This window comes from Pseudoalteromonas sp. MMG033, from assembly GCF_057197785.1.
In genome coordinates this window covers 2,455,510-2,474,436 of sequence record NZ_CM170070.1, presented here as the reverse complement: position 1 = coordinate 2,474,436, position 18,927 = coordinate 2,455,510, and the positions used below count along the sequence as shown (strand labels likewise).

The window sequence follows — 18,927 nt, the reverse complement described above, 5'->3', positions numbered from 1 at the left end:
CTACTCCTTAGTTAGATGCGATTGCTAAGTCATCCAATTTTATTTGCAGTAACGCATTGTTCTCTGCGCCACCTGCATCAATTGCTGTTTGATAATGCTCACGCGCCTTATCTTTATCGCCTTGCGATACGTAAATATCACCTTTGATCTCTGCAATTTGTGCATTAAAGCCAGCAGGAACAGGTTGAGACAACGTTGTTAAGGCTTGCTCTGCATCGCCTTGAGCAACTTGTACACGTGCTAGGCGAAGTACAGCAGTTGCTTTTAACTCTGGGCTTTTTACAGTATCGACAATGAACTGTAGCTTTTCAGCTGCTTGTGCGAGTTCACCTTTATCGACCGCTTCTTTGGCTGCGACAAATGCCGCCAGTACTGAATAGTTCGAGTCCGTATTCTCTGCTAAAAATGCATCGCTTTTCGAAAGTACTTCACCGCTCTCAATTAACGAGTTATATGCTTCTGAGCTTGCTTCAGCTGAAGAAATTTGATTCTGGTTGTATGCTTTCCAACCATATAATCCACCTAGACCCAAAACAGCACCAATTACTAACGAAGTCCCGTTTTCTCTAAAAAAATTCTTTATCGCTTCAGCTTGTTGTTCTTCTGTTGAATAAATTTCCATTCTAACCTCTTACCCTACCAATTCGGCTAGCACGGCGTGTGCTTCAGCCATTGGCAAGATCAATTGTTCTTTTTGTTCGCGTAAATACTTTATTGTAACTGTACCGTTGGCTATTTCGTCTTCACCAAAAATAAGCGCAACAACTGCACCGCTATTATCAGCACGCTTTAGTTGTTTTTTGAAGTTACCACCACCGGCATGCACTTGTACTCTCAGCCCTGGTACTGCATCACGTAATTGTTCAGCAATGGCAGGCGCTTGAATACTTGCAGCATCCCCCATCGCAGCAACATACACATCGACATTGCGACGAATTTCACCAACACTGTTAAGCTCTTCTAGTAATAAAACCAGACGCTCCATACCCATGGCAAAACCAACCGCTGGTGTGCCTTTACCACCGAGTTGCTCAACCAAGCCATCATAACGACCACCGGCACAAACAGTGCCTTGCGCGCCTAGGCTATCAGTAACCCACTCAAATACAGTACGGTTATAGTAGTCTAAACCACGTACCAAGTTTTCATTAACCTGATATTCGACGCCAGCGGCGTCTAAACGTTCACATAAATTTGCAAAATGTTGTACTGACTCTTCATCCAAGTGCTCAGAAAGCTTTGGTGCATCAGCAACAACCGCTTGTACTTCTGGGTTTTTGCTATCTAAAACACGTAACGGATTGGTGTACATACGACGAAGTGAATCTTCATCTAGTCTATCTTTATGCTGTTCTAAATACGCCACTAACACTTCTTTGTATGCCGCACGCGCTTCATTCGAGCCTAATGAATTTAGCTCTAAACGTACATGATCAGAGATACCAAACGCTTTCCATAAGCGCGCAGTTAGGATGATAACTTCAGCATCAATATCTGCTGTAGCAACGCCGAAAGTCTCTACACCAAACTGATGGAACTGACGATAGCGGCCTTTTTGCGGACGTTCGCGACGAAACATAGGACCCATATACCAAAGTCTTTGCTCTTGGTTGTACAGTAAACCGCCTTCGACACCCGCGCGTACACACACCGCAGTCCCCTCAGGACGCAAAGTCAGAGTATCACCGTTGCGGTCTTCAAATGTATACATTTCTTTTTCAACGATATCAGTTACTTCACCGATAGAACGTTTAAACAAATCTGTCGATTCAACCACCGGAAAACGAATTTCCTGATAGCCAAAAGCGCCCATTGTATCTCTTAATGTCGCTTCAATTTTTTGCCAGATCTGAGTCGTGCCTGGCAGGCAATCTTTCATGCCACGAATTGCCTTAATTTGCTTTGCCACTGAAATTCCTAATTTTTAACTATTCTTTTCTCAAAATTACAAGCGCAGGATACAATAAAACCCTGAATGCGGTACGAGTAAATGCCTCTATTATACCCTGCTCGATTAAAACGTAAACGAAATAAATTCAACCTACAAAAGGCTTATTCTTCAATGATTTTTACGTCTATGCTTGGTTGCGCTTCTTTTTTTGCAACATAGTCTCGCACCTGCTCTTCGAGTTGCTCAACTATATTGTCATTGTCAATTCGTGTTTTCTGACGCTCACCATTAATATAGAGTCCAGAGCGTCGATTCGCACCGGCTAAGCCCAAGTCACTCACGAGTGCTTCACCTGGGCCATTCACGACACAGCCAATCACAGAAACAGTGATAGGCGAGATAATATCTTCTAACCTTTCTTCTAGCTGATTCATGGTATTAACAACATCAAACTCTTGTCTTGAACAGCTTGGACAAGCGATAAAGTTAATGCCACGAGAGCGGATACGCAATGACTTTAGAATGTCAAAGCCCACTTTGATTTCTTGTACTGGATCAGCGGCAAGCGATACACGTAACGTGTCACCAATTCCCTCAGCCAGCAGCATGCCTAATCCAACGGCTGATTTCACAGAGCCCGCTCTAAAACCGCCAGCTTCGGTAATACCAAGGTGAAGGGGCTGATCAATTTCTTTGGCAAGCAAACGGTATGCGCCTACCGCTAAAAATACATCTGACGCTTTAACGGACACTTTGAATTGATCAAAGTTTAGTCTTTGAAGAATTTCTACATGGCGCATCGCAGACTCTAGCAATGCCTCTGGTGTTGGCTCACCATACTTCTCTTGCAAGTCACGTTCAAGCGAGCCACCATTTACCCCGATTCGAATAGGGATATTTCGCTCTTGCGCTGCGTCTACGACGGCTCTAATTCGGTCTTCACTGCCAATATTGCCAGGGTTAATGCGCAAGCAATCAACACCATACTGTGCCACTTTTAACGCAATACGGTAATCAAAATGAATGTCTGCAACCAGTGGGATATCAACTTGTTCTTTGATGCTTTTGAAAGCCTCAGCGGCATCCATGGTTGGTACTGATACACGAACGATGTCTGCACCTGCACCTTGGATGGCACGGATCTGGGCTACTGTGGCATCTACATCGAGTGTATCCGTATTTGTCATTGATTGCACAGCAATTGGAGCGCCATCTCCAATGGGGACATTACCCACGTTGATACGTGTGGATTTTCTTCGTTTAATGGGAGATTCTGAAAACATGACGACTACTCTGCTAACGGTAATTTAAACTTTGCTAAACGGTTTCTTGGTAACCCTGAAATATCGACTGGTTGACCATCCAACTCGATACTAACCACTTGATGTTTGCCTAAAACAACAGAAAAAGGCGCTTGACCTGTCACTGTCATTGTATATCCAGCCTTTTTTACACCAAATGCAACGCGCTCTTCGGTTGCATCAAAAATTTCGACCCAGCTATCTTCTTCAAAAAACATGACCACCGTACTTTGCTCAAGTGCAGTTGCATTTGATTCAACAGCCACAGTCGCAATTGGTTCGTTCTGCACACTCTGACCATTATCTGCAATTATCACTGGTGCAACTTCAGCTGTGCGCTCAGGCATAGCGCCGGAATCTGACTCATCGCCTGAAACAACCTCCGATATTGTGTTGTCAATCACGGGCTGCTGCTCTGATGCTGGCGTATTCAAGTTAGCGGTGTCGGTGTTTTGCACCGGTGCATTGATTGCTTGCGTCTTTAAACCAGTAGAGCGCTCTAAAGTACGCGCTGCCGCTACAGAACTTGACGCTGAAGCCTGTTCAGCTAACCCACTGACGTCATCAGAACTCTCGCCATTACTTGCCGTTTGCCACCACCAAAATGCTGATAAGCCAACAAACACCACTAACATTAAATAACTGACGATCATCAGTCGATTATCGTTGGCTTCTTTTTCAGTGCGCCTTGAAAAGCTCTTCATATTTCGCTTTTGCTCAGGAATATCTGACGACTCATATAGCGCGAGTACTTGCTCACTTTCCAAGCCTAAAAGCGCACTGTAACTTTTAACGTAGCCGCGCACAAATGTTTCAGGTCCTAGACTCTGATACTCATCATTCTCAAGCTTGGTAATTTGCGTATGGTTTAATTTTAAACGGGCAGCAATATCTTCAAAACTAAGGTTTTGCTCAGTTCTGGCTTTCGCTAGGGTCTGACCGAGGGACATTGACTCAGTCGTCGTTTCATTCTCTTCTAAATTCATAAAATATAGTTATTGGGATCTACTATTAAAATGCGTCGCCCAGGCGTTAGGGCAACATCAGGTGTTAATCTGTTCCAGCGCATCAAATCATCGATGAGTAACTTGTGTTTCATTGCGATATCAAACAATGACTCTCCTTTGACAATTGCATGTGTCGTGTTGGGGTCATTTAAATAAATAACTTGATCAACGGACACCCGGTCTGACTTTTTCAACGCATTCCATTTTAGCAACTTTTCGAGCTTAATATTATATTTTACAGACACACTGAATAAATTTTCTCCCATTTCGATGCGATGCGTTGGCACCTCGGGAAGTAGCACTTCTTCATTTAGTAATCGTCCAGAGCTATCTGGCTCTACATGACGCACTTGTGGTTGCTGCGAAAACGTTATTTTACTCGGGTCAACACGATGAAACACAACTTGCTTGGAGTCGGCTGCTTTTGTAGTCGTTGTTGAGAAACGTACCTTCAGCTCTTCCGTCGCTTTGCTGATAACGTTCTCATCCAACTTAGTCACTTCACGGGAAGGTACTGTACTCACTGAGCGTGAACCACCCGTGAATACTTGAGACTCTGATGAAACTGGCTCAGTCACTGTTGTAGTGCGATGCTGTATTTCAGTTTTTTGTGGCACATCATCCCGTGTCTTTGTCAGTAGAGAACGATCAGGCAAAGTCGTGGCTTTAGGCCTTTCACTGGGCTGTTTTTGCGTTTTATCAGCAACGGGAGTTGGTATCTTTCGTTTTATCTTAATTTGCGGATTTGCCACCACGCGATTGTTATCAAGTTGAGTGATTTTATTGAGCTGAGCGGTTCTATATTGCTCTTTTAATTGCTCAAATTCACTTAGTTGTAATGTGTTATTCAGTACTAAACGCGCTTCAACAGAACTTGGATAAGTTTGTAATAGCAAAGTCTCTAATTCCTGAGCATATTGCAATCTGCCCATTCTGGCCGACAACAGATGCTCAAGCAGCATCCCTCGTGCTGATACAAACCCTTTATTGGCATAGACCTTTAATACATCTTCAGCTCGGTGTAACTCACTTTTTGCATAAAACACACTGGCCATCAAAATCAACACCGACTGACGCTGCGAGTTATGGTCTAAAGCACGTTTCAAATAATCTAGCGCGAGGTCAAAGTTGTCTTGACGCAATGCGCACAAAGCGAGATTTTCGTAGCTCTCTGCCACACGCAAATAACTGGGAATATCGATGGCCTGAAAAAACTGTTCCGTCGCCGCATCGTAATCGCCTATGCGACATAAAAAAGCGCCATAGTTGTTACGCGTGTTGGGATCATTCGGGCCATATTTTAGGGCGCTAATATACGCGCTTTGTGCTTTTTCATTTTCGCCAACTTGCTCAAAATAATAAGCAAGTGCATAATGGCTTTCAGGTAGTTTGGGCGCTAAGTTTAAGGCCCTATCAAGGTTATATTTCGCTTGGGTGTTGTTACCCGCATTAAGATATTGTAAGGCGAGGGCGATACGGGTTTTCGCCGCATCTTGGTTGTTGGTCTTTTTTTGCACTACTGGTTTGTTGTTATTTGCATAACGCGTTTCCGTAACACAACCGCTTAAACTCGTTAATATCGCGACACCACAAATACCGCTCAGCAAACGCCGAGGTGTACAAAACGCGAACTGAGTGAGTAAACCATCCTTTAAAGCAGGCATTGACCACCTTTTTGCTAAGACACAGTGACTCTATCTTACCTGAAAGCCACTGTGTTTCATCTATTTTTTAGCCTACTTTTACTGCTATCGAATTATCTTGGTTTTGCTGCTTTCTCACCACACGTTTGGTTCTATCAACAACATCACCCACTAATTGACCGCAAGCCGCATCAATATCGTCACCGCGTGTACGTCGAACAATACAAGTTAGGCCCGCAGCCTGTAGCACTTTAGAGAAGCGATCAATTCTGCTATTACTCGAACGGCCGTAGTCATTACCCGGGAAAGGATTGAATGGGATCAAGTTAATTTTCGACGGTGTGCCCTTCAATACTTGCACCAGCTCATGTGCGTGATCTGTGCTGTCATTCACACCTTGCAGCATCACGTACTCAATAGTGACATCTTTGTTTGCCTTTGAACCATCGATATAACGACGACATGCCGCTAAAAACTCTTCAATCGGATATTTCTTGTTGATTGGAACTAACTCGTCGCGCAGTGGATTATTCGGCGCATGAAGAGAAATCGCCAAAGCAACATCAATTTTCTCTTTTAAAATATCGAGTGCTGGTACTACCCCAGATGTACTAAGTGTTACTCGGCGCTTAGACAAGCCAAACGCCCAGTCATCCATCATCAATTCCATCGCAGGTACAACGTTGTTAATGTTTAGCAGTGGCTCACCCATGCCCATCATTACAACATTGGTAATTGGTCGCTTGGTACTATCACCATTATGCAAACCAATGTCTGTTGCTACACGCCATACCTGACCGATGATTTCAGATACCTTTAAATTACGGTTAAAGCCTTGCTGCGCGGTTGAGCAGAAAGTACATTCGAGTGCACACCCAACCTGAGATGATACACATAAAGTTGCGCGGTCTTTTTCTGGGATCCAAACAGTTTCAACTTCTTGGCCACCTTCTAGGATCATTGCATACTTAATCGTGCCATCACTAGCGACCTGCTTGACAGAAATCTCAGGCGCCTTGATTTCGCACTGGCTCTGCAATTTAGCACGCAATTTTTTATTGATATTGCTCATATCATCAAAGTTATCGATGCCAAAGTGATACATCCACTTCATCACCTGATCGGCGCGGAATGGCTTTTCGCCAAATGAAGCAAATAACTCGCGCATCCCCTCGCGGTTTAAATCTAATAGGTTAATTTTTTTCTCAGTCGTGGCCATGAAACAACCTCAGTTCAGGTGACGGATTGAACAACATAAATAAAAGCGCGCAATTGTACAAAAATCAATCAAACATCGCAATGATGTAATCGCTTTCAAAAACACCCCAATTGCTTTTCAAAACGATCAATACGTATTAAAGGGATTAAAAAAGGGCCCGAGAGCCCTTTTTCATCTGCTCAACTCGAAATTAACGAGTACGTGGGCAGATTTCTTCATCGCTGAAGAAGTAAGCGATTTCGCGAGCAGCTGATTCAGTCGCGTCTGAACCGTGTACCGCGTTTTCGTCGATGCTGTCAGCGTAGTCAGCACGTAAAGTACCAGCTAATGCTTCTGCAGGGTTAGTAGCACCCATGATTTCACGGTTCTTACGAACTGCGTCTTCACCTTCAAGAACCTGAACCATTACTGGACCAGAAGTCATGAACTCAACTAGTGCACCGAAGAAAGGACGCTCTTTGTGCTCTGCGTAGAAACCTTCAGCTTTCTCTTGAGAAAGGTGAACCATTTTAGAAGCAACGATCTTAAGACCAGCAGACTCGAAACGGTTGTAGATTGCACCGATGTGGTTTTTAGCTACCGCATCAGGCTTAACGATTGAAAAAGTACGCTCTAAAGCCATCTTTTTAGCTCCAATAATAATTGTTGATATTTACGGGCGCGAATTATACGCGCTTTAGACGTAAAAGCCCACACCCTTGTTAAAATACACTGTGTATTGCTCTGAATTAAACCTGATCTACGTCAAAATCCCCCTTGCCAATCTCACTTATACTGCGCCGCTTTTTAATTCCCCCAGCAGCTGGCTTGTACCCAGTTCAATGTATGAGGTCTAGAAATGTTTGTACCAGAGCTACTATCACCGGCAGGCAGTTTAAAGAATATGCGTTACGCTTTTGCGTATGGCGCAGATGCAGTTTACGCCGGACAGCCAAGATACAGTTTGCGTGTTCGCAACAATGAATTTGATTTAGCGAACCTTGAGATCGGCATAAACGAAGCCCACCAGCAAAACAAAAAGCTCTATGTGGTGTCGAATATTGCACCGCATAATAGCAAGGTAAAAACCTATTTAAGAGATATCGAGCCTGTCATCGCGATGAAACCTGATGCGTTGATCATGTCAGATCCAGGGTTAATCATGTTGGTTCGTGAAAAATGGCCTGATATGCCCATTCACCTCTCAGTACAAGCCAATGCTGTAAATTATGCCTCTGTACAGTTTTGGGCAAATCAAGGGATTGAACGTGTTATCTTATCTCGAGAACTCTCACTTGAGGAAATCGCTGAAATTCGTGCCTTGTGTCCAAAAACAGAATTAGAGGTTTTTGTCCACGGGGCGCTGTGTATGGCGTATTCTGGTCGCTGTTTGCTCTCTGGTTATATTAACAAACGCGATCCAAACCAAGGGACTTGCACCAATGCCTGTCGCTGGAGCTATGATGTCAAACCAGGGCAAGAAACCGAATTAGGTGATGTCGTCCATAAAGTTGACCCAAAAGCAGTGATCCCAACGCTTGGTGAAGGTCAGCCAACCGAGCAGGTGTTCATGTTAGAAGAGCAAGGCCGCCCAGGTGAATTTATGCCTGCATTTGAAGATGAACATGGTACTTACATCATGAATTCAAAAGATTTACGCGCAGTGCAATACGTGGATCAATTGACCAAGATGGGCGTACACAGCTTAAAGATTGAAGGCAGAACGAAATCATTTTATTACGTTGCCAGAACAGCTCAAGTATATCGTAAAGCCATTGATGATGCCGTTGCAGGTAAGCCGTTTGACCCTAGCCTGATGCGCACGTTAGAAAACCTTGCGCACCGAGGTTATACCGAAGGTTTCTTAAAACGTCATGCACATCAAGATTATCAAAACTATGAATATGGTCACTCGATTTCTGACAAGCAGCAATTTGTCGGCGAAATCTTAGGCCGAAATAATAATGGCTTGGTCGACATTGACGTGAAAAACAAATTCTGTACCGGGCACAGCTTAGAGCTCATGACCCCACAAGGGAATATTGCGTTTAACTTAGAGCATATGGAAAACAAAAAAGGCGAAACCATCACCGATGCCAAAGGCTCTGGACATATAGTGCAAATTCCATTGCCAGAAGACATCAACTTAGACCATGCTATTTTAATGCGTAATTTGGGCACCGACGAAGACACGCGCAATCCATTTAAAAAGGCATAAATATGGCGCTGCTCATTACCAGCAAATGCATCAACTGTGATATGTGCGACCCTGAATGTCCAAATCAAGCAATTTACATGGGCAGTAAAGTTTATGAAATTGACCCTGATAAATGTACTGAATGTGTAGGTCACTATGATCAGCCCACATGTGTCAGCGTATGTCCAATAGATTGCATTAAGCCAGACCCAAATCACCTGGAAAGCCTTGATACCTTGGCAGACAAGTACCTTCGTCTAACGGGTCAATTAGACCAGTAACCTACCTATTGGCAAACACCATTATTTCAGGTGGTGTTTGTCTATTGCATCATGTCATTATTGCGACATTTTTCATTATCCTCTCTATTTGTACTTTTTATTATACAAACCCCCTTGTTTAGTGCTTAAGCTCTTATTTTACAATTTTGTTACTTCTCGATATACACATAAAAGCAGTACAAAAAACAATCAAGAGGATACAACATGAAATCACCTATTAATAAAATGGCCGCAGTACTACCTGCACTCATATTCACCTCCATAACAGCCCATGCCGAGGGACAGCACCTTGATATCACGCCCTTCAATTTTAACCCACAAACATTACAACAACTGAGCATAAACCCACTTATTCAAGTAGATGAAACACAATTTATTTTTACCAATGAATTATTAAATGAAGACTGGAGCGCTTTTCTTTACAGCGAAGCGCCGCATCTACTTGAACACCAAGACGCACTGCTACACTGGGCTGGATACACCAGCATCAACCCCAAGCTACTACTCGCCCTCATGGAGCATGCAAGTCAGCTCATCAGTGCACCAAGTCAAAAATCTTTATTGAAACCATTCGCAAATTGGTCTGAAAAAACCGGGTTCTCACAACAGCTCAAAGATGTGGCATTGCAACTGAACCAGCGTTTCTATGCGTTTGAGGAACATGCAGCTCATCACAGTGCAATCAAAAGTAACGCGGCCACAGTTGCACTTTCAAGCTTGTTAGGTAGTCCACAAGCACTGGCATCATTTGCATCTCAATATAAATTGTTAGTGTCAAAAGATTTATTCTCACCCAAAGAAACACGCTTCACACCAAAGAGCAATATACCCAGCAATGGCTTTTCAATGAATTTGCCTTGGCCTTCAGGTTATACCTGGACCAGTGGAGGAGCACATTCACATACAGGCTCTGGTTATCCTTATTCATCATTAGATTTTAACAATGGGTCTGGTGGGTGGGGCTCCAATACCCCTTGGGTGCAAGCTTCCCACGAAGGAAGAGTCACTCGCTATTCCGCTTGTAATATCCGAGTCACGCATCCAAGTGGATACGCGACTCAGTATTACCACATGGATAATTTACAATACAGCTCAGGTGATTATGTCTCTGCAGGTGCTTGGCTTGGACGCTATGCCAACAACCGAAATATGGCACTTTGCCAAGGCGGTCAATCTAGCGGCCCACATGTACACTTCTCTTTGCTGTACAACGGCCGTTTTGTGTCGTTACATAACACTTATATCAGTGGTTACCGCATTGATGTTGGCAATTATAATTATGATAGCAATTGCTATCGCTTTTACTTTGAGAAAAATGGCTATAAGACTTGCGCTTGGTCTGGGTTATACCATTAAATTTTACAATAACAAATGACGCAAAAGGTCGTTTTTCAGCGACCTTATTATCATTTTATACTCGTTATCCTGTCAAAAACACTGCGTTACCTCACACTTTTGTATAACCATACTTTATAATTAATTTGTGATACTATTAAAATAAATTGAAAATTAAAGCTAAACTTATTGTGAAAAATATGTATATTTAAAAGTAATGGGAACAACGAGAGGTCGTCTCAAAATATGAAAGCGATTGAAACTAGCAACAAGGAAGTTAGTCTATTTGTTTTAACTCACAACAAAACCGATACACAAGATTTTGAATTCATCCGGTTTGTAAAAATACTCGAAGCCACTAGTAGCCAAATAAAAATAGATACACGCTTACCCGACCACACATTACGTGATCAATTTGACTTATATTTAGTTGATATCAGCCATCGAGAATGTCAAGACTTACTCAGTGCAGAAGTGAGTGCACTGGCATCACAACAAAATGTTTTACTATTTAACGCACAAGCCAATCTGGTTAACGAGCAGACAGCACTGCTGGCACGCATCAAGGGCGTCATTTACCAAAGTACCTCTGCGGAAAATATTTTTAAAGGGATCCAAAGAGTACTAAATGGTGAGCTGTGGTTTTGTCGCACCTCTATCTCACAGGCATTTAACGAACTTATCCAGCAGCTCCCAAATATACCTCGCTCTACTTCACTCGACGTTCAAGACACTGAATTAGACCTGCTTACCGCCAGAGAGAAGTCAGTTATCAAGTTATTGGCGAGCGGCGCGAAAAACGATGATATCGCAGACTCACTTAACATCAGCAGTCATACCGTAAAAACGCATATTTACAGTGCCTTTAAAAAGACTAACTCAAGAAACCGCATTGAGTTAGCCAATTGGGCACAAAAACACATTCCGCTTAACTCTGTACCAGCATCGACACAGCGTCATTAGAATTGGTATTTTGGGTTGCAATGTGTTCTTTTGCAGCCCATACACCGCGTTCAATGCCTTGCTCAACTATCATAGTCAGTGCTTTCTCGATTGCTTGGGTAACACAGATGTGCATTGGTTCATTTTCACTAAACCCAGCTTCTGCTTCGGCTAAACGTTTATAACTAACATAACGGAAAAAACCAGCACGCATTTCCATCGACAGCACGGTTTTAGTGGTTGCCACCGATAGCAGTACTTGCCCTGTACGCACATCAACCGCGCGCATATAAATGGAGATAACATCTTCTCGATAAAGTTCTGACGCGCCAATACCAAAATACTCCATGCCTAAACCGCCGGTTTTCACATTAGAGTCATAACTGATGATCCCGCCCTCAAAAATAATTTTCGCCATGGTCAGAGGAGGCAAGCTCGCTGCTTTTTTTTGCTCATCTGTCATCGCAGCCCGGGTGATTTTGCGCTCAGTTAATAGATTTTGTAAGCCTTCACGCTCCACAGGAATAAACCATTGTGTTTCATGTAACGCTTGCATCAAAATTGAGTTTGCCCCTTGGGTCACCGCCGTGGAGAATGAACTCACATTGTCTTTTGGTTTATACTGACCGGTTTGGTCGCGAAATGAATAAACGGCAACGGGAATTTTGCCAATCGGCTCCGGCAAAGCCTTTAACGAGGCAAATTCATGGCTTTTTTCCAATGGCTTAGGCAAGCTTTGCGCTGGGGGTAAAACGGCTCCCAAACTACTACAGCCACTGAGTAAAACTAAACAAAACATTGTCACTACTTTATACATTAGCCAAACCTCGGCACTTCAATGATTGTGGTATCTCCATTATCAATGTGTTTGATCTGCACGGTGATCGAGTCAGGAGTGCTGGTGATGACCTGTATTTCGTAATCACCGCTAGTAAATGTCGAGTCTTCGTTAAAAATGCTGTCTTCAACATCATCACCAAACGCCATATCAGAAATTTCTCTGACCATACGATTGAGATAAGTGCGCTCTAATGACTCTTGAAAACGCTCACCATATGACTTTTCTATAATTGGCGCGCGATGTTTATTTTGAGCATTGGCTTTGTTAAGCAACATACTGGCATTGAGCGGATTACCGCCAAAGGACGGGTTAATTGGTTTATAAACTATTTCAGTTGCTGACACACTCAACGTGAAAAAAGATAAAGAGGCTAATATTATTGTTTTCATTTTTACCATCCACTTTCAGCTAAATCAGGGGATCTTTGTTGATGTTGCGCACTGGCCATTGCATCCATGACCGCAAATAAAGCCGCTTCAACACGTTCATCTAGAGATCCGCCTCGTCGTCCCATCGCCGTGCTGTAAACTAAATGACGATTCATGCGCACATCTAATCGCGTACCAGCGCGCGGCAGGACAGTTTCTTTTATGGTTATATTGACACCAGAAGTATTAGGCACCTCTCGCCAGAGTTGAGAGAAATCATAATAAAATTGATAACCAAAGCGACTAATGCTTTGGTCCATAACAAGACCACCTAATTCAACTTCTTCATGGTGTTTAGAGGGCTTCGCAAAAGAGGGATAGCTTTGCCCCAAAAGTATCAAAATACAAAATGCGTACTTCATAGTAATAAGGGGGGCAAAGCCCCCTCCTGTAATTACTGCTGTGTAATCGTTGCGACGTTATTGTCACCAATTTGCGTGATACGCAAAGTTTGTGCATTACCTGCCACACCACCTTCAACAAGGTTACCATTACCCGTTTGACTGATAGACACGATATTGTCATTACCCGCGACAACAAAGCCGCCAGACTCGATGCCTGCAACAAAGTTATTATTACCATCTTGTGCCAAGTCAATAGAGTTGTTGCTGCCTTCAAGTAATAAATCAATGACGTTCAGCTCACCCGCTTGCGCAATATCAAGCTGATTATCTGAACTTGCCACCACATAACCCATAGTAACAGCTGCACTATTACCAAGATCAGACTGTACTACTGTGATGTCGTTGTTGTTAGACTCAATACTTGGATCTGGCTCTGACGACTGCAATAAAAACTCATTTTGGCTACCGTTTTGTACGAGATCCACATCGTTGTCATCGCCATTAAACAAGGCAATGTGTGCATCGTTAGTATCGCCTAACTGTGTCGTTGAAATTTCATTGTTATCACCTACAAGACCCACATACAAGGCATTTGAAGCCAGCGCTTGCGCTGTAGCTTGTTGCATACTGATCACAGTGTTGTCATTACCTTGAATATCCACCGCAGCTGAAGATTCATCACCTTTTTGCGTCACGGTGACATCATTGTCACTGCCTTGAAACAAGCCACTGTCAAACTCAATTTTGCTGCCTTCTTGATCCACTTTTAAGTCATTATCGCTACCGATGATACCAGCGATATTGACAGCATTGTCATCACCTTCACTGAGTTCAAGCTCAATATCATTATCATCGCCATTGATTTGTAAAATAGACACGCGGTGGTCGTCGCCAACTTGTGTCACTTCGATGTCGTTGTCATTACCAACAACTGCTTCGACTTCAACTTTACTGAACGTGCCATTTTGGTCAATCGTAAAGGCGTTCTGATCGCCTGTTACATTGTTTAAGTGGACTTCATGCCACTCGCCTGACTGCGTGCTCGTAACCGTATTTTGGTTACCTTGCATGTTTTTATTGTACATCCAGTGACCGCCCGTGCTCTGTGATACACGCACATCATTTTCATCACCGTTGATGACATTCTCAACTTCGTTATTAATACCTAAGTAGCCTTGACCACTTTGTGCTACTGCAAGCTGGTTACTGTTACCGGTGATCACGGTTTCAGCACCGTGCGAGTCGCCTTCTTGCGCGTAACTTTGAATGTTGCTATCACCTGTTGTGGTCACCAAAATTGCATGGCTGTTGCCAGTTTGGTTGGTAGTCGTCTCGTTGAAACTGCCCGTTGTTGTGACATTCGCAAGGTTACTAGTACCTTCTTGAAAGCTCACTAGTGTATTACCACCGACAGACGCATTTTGAGTCACTGTCAGCGAGTTACCTGTTGTTGCGCCTCTTTCAAGTTGGCTTAAAGTAGAGGTAGCTTGTGTTTTATTCGTCTCTTCTATCGTTTGCGCAGCAACCGATTGGGTAAATGCCAAAGCAAGCGCACAACTAATTAATGATTTAGAAAACTTCACACTTTTCTCCTTAGTGTTTTAGTATTTTTAATTTGGGGTTAGTACCTTTATCGCGCCACTTTAACTCAAGTTAACTGCGTCAAACCTTGTCGTTGCCGAGACAAAAAATGATCAAATTAAATTAAAGTCAATCCACAATAGTGGTACTGCTAAATAAAATTGATTTATTCACTATCACAAGGATATTGAGAATAAATCACGATGCGTCCTGTTCTTATTTTGAAGTTCTTTATTTATTAGTTTGTCACTTTATTGATCTATTTCAGTATGTGTTTTTATCCAACCCGATAGACTTTAAAGTGAGTCACGTATTCACTCTAAATTGGTATGTAAGGAAGATAAATGAGAAATTTTATTGAATAATTTAATTTATAATTATCATAAACTTACCTATAAGACATTACGTACAATGTGATTGCGCACGCTAAAATACAAAAAAAGTATGAGTAAAAAAAACTCAAATTTTTAAAGTCCTCAGATTAAAAAATACCAAAAAAGTATGAACCACCATCTAAAACATCTCTCAAAAACCACAAAAAAACATGAAATTTAACCGTTGAACTAATTTCAATTTGATGTGCTCACAATCTCTATATTAAGTTGATTGTCGTTGCCAAAAACGATGCCGTCATCAGTTCTTATAGATAGAAGTCCTAATAAAAAGTAGTCGTGCTAATACGCACCACTTCTTACAACTTAGAACAACTAAAATTGGAAGAATGATGAAAACTAAACTTACAGCTTTAACGCTGGCGCTCACGCCGTTGCTTGCTTTTACATCTCACGCCGCAGTGCAAATTCAATCAACATCTCAAACTATTGATGATAGTGTCCTTGTTGTGTTTAAAGACAATGCAAGTGTTGCAATGCGTGCGCAGGCTCGTCAACTTGTTAAAGCACGTATCTCAGATAGCAATGCTGATGGCAAAGATGATAATTACAAAAACATCTTGAAAGGTCGTTTGGCAAAGTTTGACCTAAGCACAGTTTCACCTAAAGAAGCCATAAAATTACTTGAAGACCACCCAGCAGTTGCTTACGTGGAACCAAACTACATAGTCAAAGCAATGGCTATCCCAGATGATAGTCTGTTTGATCAGCTTTGGGGCTTACATAACACGGGTCAAACAGGCGGCACTAACGATGCAGATATTAATGCACCTGAAGCTTGGGATATTAGTGTCGGTTCTCGTGATGTCATCGTCGGGGTCATTGATACTGGTGTGGATTACACTCACCCTGATCTCAGCGCCAACATGTGGGTAAATCCGGGTGAAATCGCAGGGGATGGTGTAGATAATGATGGTAATGGTTATGTTGACGATGTATATGGTATCAATGCCATTACTGATAGCGGCGACCCAATGGATGACCAAGGGCATGGTACACACGTATCAGGAACGATTGGCGCATCTGGCAACAATGCAACTGGGGTTGTTGGTGTTAACCATGAGGTCTCCATTGTCGGCTGTAAATTCCTTAATGCATCAGGCAGTGGCTCAACCGCAGATGCCATCAAATGTATCGATTATATGGTCGGTTTGAAAAATGCGGGCCACAACGTCAGTGTACTAAACAACAGTTGGGGCGGTGGTGGCTTTAGCCAAGCGTTGTATGATTCAATGACAGCGAGTGATCAGGCTGGTATCTTATTCGTTGCGGCGGCTGGTAATGGTGCCAGAGACAATGATGTGTCACCAAGTTACCCAGCAAGCTATGACCATGATAGCGTTTTAGCTGTCGCGTCGACGACACACACTGACAGCATGTCTTCGTTCTCGCAGTGGGGTCTAACCTCTGTCGATTTAGGTGCACCTGGCAGTGATGTATTGTCAACAGTGCCAGGCGGCAGCTACTCGTCTTTCTCCGGCACATCAATGGCAACGCCACACGTTGCGGGCGCTGCGGCCTTAGCGCTTGCTGTAAACCCTAGCCTGACTACCATTGAGCTTAAAAACCTACTCATGAATTCAGGTAAGCCAATCCCTGCACTGGAAGGAAAAACGGTATCAGGTAAACGTCTTGATGTGCATCAAGCACTCATTGACGCAGATCCAGAGCCTGGCTTTAGAGTGATAGCATCACCTGTTGCACAAGAGATCACAGCAGGTGAAACCGCTCAGTATCAATTGACGTTCACTTCAGTTGCGAATTGGCAAGGTGAAATAGCGTTGACAGCTGCCGGTGATTTGAATGGCGTTACCTTATCAACCACAACGGTGACACCAGGTGAGACAGCTGTACTAAGTGTGCCTACCACAGCAGAAACACAATGGGGCGCATATAACTTCACTGTAAACGCGACATCAGGCCAGCTTAGCCAACAGAAGCAAGTTGCACTATCAGTACTGCCGCAAGGTATGCGTGACTTCACCTATGACAATACAACCAGTGTAGATATTCCTGATAACGCTGCTGAAGGTGTGGAATCTAAGATCACGATTGTTGATCCAATTACTATTTTTGGCTCTAATACGGCTTTAAATATTAGCCATACCTATATCGGTGATTTACTTGTTACCCTTACGTCACCAACTGGTACTGTGGCGACTTTACACAACCGTGCCGGTGGTAGCGCAGACAATATCGTAGGCAGCTTTGCATCAAGCGCCTTTAACGGTGAAGTTGCTGCAGGTGATTGGACATTAAAAGTAGTTGATAACGCTGCGGTTGATACTGGCACACTCAACAACTGGTCTCTTACTCTAACGGGTATTGGTGAGATTTCTGACCAGCCTCCTGTTGCAGGTTTCGACTTTGTGCGTGACGGCTTAGATGTCACGTTTACTGACACCAGTACTGATGTCAACGATGACATAGTTAGCAGAGCGTGGGACTTTGGTGATGGCAATACCAGCGACCAACAAAATCCACTACACACTTTTGCTGCTTCAGGCGAGTATGAGGTGACACTCACAGTCACTGACAGCCAAGGTCACACACACGCTAGCACACAAACTATCTCAGTGAGTGCTGATAAGCCACTTCTTGAAGTGGTGAGAGCGAACAAAACACGTTTAGGCTCAATTCGTGTTGAATTACGCTGGAGTGGTTCTACTGCGGATCAAGTTTCCATTTACCGTGATGGTCAGCTAATTAACACAGTAAGCAACACAGGTAAGTTCCGTGACTTCACGCGTGACTCAGAAGCGACAAGCTACACCTACAAACTGTGTCAAGCAGGCGATATTTGCTCACCAGAAGTGACTGTTAACTTTCAATAGTCTTTGAATAGCGCCCATAGTGGCCTATGACTTTTAACGCTGCACGGCTACTTTGGCCGTGCAGATTTAAATACCTCACCTAAACTTGCAAATTCAGCACCGCCTAGCCGCGCTAATGGATCTAACTTTAACGCATCTATTTTACTGCGTCCTTTGTCATCCAGTTTCACGATTTCATCATCGACATAAGCATGAGTGACCTCAACAAAAACGAGCTTCATAGGTAATTCACCCATTTCAACCACTTTGTGTAACTTACACGCTAAGGCAACCTTTGCTTTTTCAATACGAGGCAAAGTGGAACCAGGAAAATCACACATCGCCAAATCAAGTAAATCGAGTTCTGATTCATCATTGGGTAAAGAGGCTGCCGATTGTGTTACCTCATGTGCCAACGAACTGTCCGCAATATGGATCACCAACTCCTGTGTCGCCTCGACATTCACCACTGAATCTTTGTATTCACCCGTAGGCTTTTGCCCTACTGCATACATCAAAATGGCAGGATCAGAGCTAATCGCGGTAAAATATGAGAAAGGCGCTAAATTCAGCGTGCCTTTTGCTGTTTTTGATAATACCCATGCGATCGGTCTAGGCACCACAGTTTGGGTCAATGTATGGTAAACATGATTTGGAGATAATTCCTTAAAATCTAAAATCATTATGATGGCCTTTAATTAAGTAGCGGATGTGCATGAATACGAATTGTACA

General features: G+C 43.2%; 17 protein-coding genes. 5 read left to right on the top strand and 12 right to left on the bottom strand.

Annotation, left to right across the window (positions count from 1 at the left end):
* Window positions 1–7 precede the first annotated feature (7 nt).
* From AC2CZC_RS10690 to ndk, 7 genes are all read right to left on the bottom strand, one after another.
* A complete protein-coding gene (locus AC2CZC_RS10690) occupies window positions 8–622 on the bottom strand; it encodes a YfgM family protein (RefSeq protein WP_484584814.1) in 615 nt (204 codons plus the stop codon).
* A 9-nt stretch (window positions 623–631) separates the two neighbouring features.
* On the bottom strand, window positions 632–1,909 hold the full coding sequence (gene hisS / locus AC2CZC_RS10685; protein ID WP_484584813.1) for a histidine--tRNA ligase: 1,278 nt from the start codon (window positions 1,907–1,909) through the stop codon (window positions 632–634).
* A 143-nt stretch (window positions 1,910–2,052) separates the two neighbouring features.
* Window positions 2,053–3,174, bottom strand: coding sequence for a flavodoxin-dependent (E)-4-hydroxy-3-methylbut-2-enyl-diphosphate synthase (gene ispG / locus AC2CZC_RS10680; protein WP_484584812.1), 1,122 nt, complete (start codon window positions 3,172–3,174; stop codon window positions 2,053–2,055).
* Window positions 3,175–3,179: 5 nt separating this feature from the next.
* The gene (locus AC2CZC_RS10675) at window positions 3,180–4,178 is read right to left on the bottom strand and encodes a RodZ domain-containing protein (protein WP_484584811.1); all 999 of its coding nucleotides are present in this window, start codon (window positions 4,176–4,178) and stop codon (window positions 3,180–3,182) included.
* Window positions 4,175–5,863 carry a type IV pilus biogenesis/stability protein PilW gene (pilW, locus tag AC2CZC_RS10670; RefSeq protein WP_484584810.1) on the bottom strand — a complete coding sequence of 563 codons (1,689 nt, stop codon included), beginning with the start codon at window positions 5,861–5,863 and terminating at the stop codon, window positions 4,175–4,177. Before pilW ends, AC2CZC_RS10675 begins: the two co-directional genes overlap by 4 nt.
* A gap of 67 nt (window positions 5,864–5,930) precedes the next feature.
* Complete coding sequence (rlmN, locus tag AC2CZC_RS10665; protein ID WP_484584809.1) at window positions 5,931–7,061, bottom strand: dual-specificity RNA methyltransferase RlmN; 1,131 nt, start codon at window positions 7,059–7,061, stop codon at window positions 5,931–5,933.
* A 190-nt stretch (window positions 7,062–7,251) separates the two neighbouring features.
* Window positions 7,252–7,683: a nucleoside-diphosphate kinase gene (gene ndk / locus AC2CZC_RS10660; protein ID WP_023399882.1), complete on the bottom strand. Its 432-nt coding sequence runs from the start codon at window positions 7,681–7,683 to the stop codon at window positions 7,252–7,254.
* Window positions 7,684–7,899: 216 nt separating this feature from the next.
* On the opposite strand from ndk, the gene trhP reads away from it, so the two are divergent.
* The 4 genes from trhP to AC2CZC_RS10640 all read left to right on the top strand — a co-directional run bounded on the left by trhP (window position 7,900) and on the right by AC2CZC_RS10640 (window position 11,816).
* The gene (gene trhP / locus AC2CZC_RS10655; protein ID WP_484584808.1) at window positions 7,900–9,258 is read left to right on the top strand and encodes a prephenate-dependent tRNA uridine(34) hydroxylase TrhP; all 1,359 of its coding nucleotides are present in this window, start codon (window positions 7,900–7,902) and stop codon (window positions 9,256–9,258) included.
* Between the two features lie 2 nt (window positions 9,259–9,260).
* Entirely contained in the window at window positions 9,261–9,518 is a 258-nt protein-coding gene (locus AC2CZC_RS10650) for a YfhL family 4Fe-4S dicluster ferredoxin (RefSeq protein ID WP_046356970.1), read from the top strand.
* Between the two features lie 204 nt (window positions 9,519–9,722).
* Window positions 9,723–10,874 (top strand): M23 family metallopeptidase, encoded by a 1,152-nt coding sequence (locus tag AC2CZC_RS10645; RefSeq protein WP_063360963.1) that lies wholly within the window; start codon window positions 9,723–9,725, stop codon window positions 10,872–10,874.
* 225 nt (window positions 10,875–11,099) lie between these two features.
* Window positions 11,100–11,816: a helix-turn-helix transcriptional regulator gene (locus AC2CZC_RS10640; RefSeq protein ID WP_063360964.1), complete on the top strand. Its 717-nt coding sequence runs from the start codon at window positions 11,100–11,102 to the stop codon at window positions 11,814–11,816.
* Here the strand turns inward: AC2CZC_RS10640 and AC2CZC_RS10635 are convergent.
* The 4 genes from AC2CZC_RS10635 to AC2CZC_RS10620 all read right to left on the bottom strand — a co-directional run bounded on the left by AC2CZC_RS10635 (window position 11,782) and on the right by AC2CZC_RS10620 (window position 14,991).
* A complete protein-coding gene (locus AC2CZC_RS10635) occupies window positions 11,782–12,612 on the bottom strand; it encodes a CsgG/HfaB family protein (RefSeq protein ID WP_063360965.1) in 831 nt (276 codons plus the stop codon). The genes AC2CZC_RS10640 and AC2CZC_RS10635 overlap by 35 nt on opposite strands.
* Window positions 12,612–13,025 carry a curli assembly protein CsgF gene (locus AC2CZC_RS10630; protein ID WP_419555229.1) on the bottom strand — a complete coding sequence of 138 codons (414 nt, stop codon included), beginning with the start codon at window positions 13,023–13,025 and terminating at the stop codon, window positions 12,612–12,614. Before AC2CZC_RS10630 ends, AC2CZC_RS10635 begins: the two co-directional genes overlap by 1 nt.
* Window positions 13,026–13,027: 2 nt before the next feature.
* Complete coding sequence (locus AC2CZC_RS10625) at window positions 13,028–13,324, bottom strand: CsgE family curli-type amyloid fiber assembly protein (protein ID WP_063361151.1); 297 nt, start codon at window positions 13,322–13,324, stop codon at window positions 13,028–13,030.
* Window positions 13,325–13,458: 134 nt separating this feature from the next.
* Entirely contained in the window at window positions 13,459–14,991 is a 1,533-nt protein-coding gene (locus tag AC2CZC_RS10620; protein ID WP_484584807.1) for an autotransporter outer membrane beta-barrel domain-containing protein, read from the bottom strand.
* Between the two features lie 722 nt (window positions 14,992–15,713).
* Between AC2CZC_RS10620 and AC2CZC_RS10615 the strand changes: the two genes are divergently transcribed.
* Entirely contained in the window at window positions 15,714–18,215 is a 2,502-nt protein-coding gene (locus AC2CZC_RS10615) for a S8 family serine peptidase (protein WP_484584872.1), read from the top strand.
* Between the two features lie 47 nt (window positions 18,216–18,262).
* On the opposite strand, the gene AC2CZC_RS10610 is transcribed toward AC2CZC_RS10615, so the two are convergent.
* Window positions 18,263–18,877, bottom strand: a complete 615-nt coding sequence (locus AC2CZC_RS10610) for a flavin reductase family protein (protein ID WP_484584806.1) — start codon at window positions 18,875–18,877, stop codon at window positions 18,263–18,265.
* Window positions 18,878–18,927 lie beyond the last annotated feature (50 nt).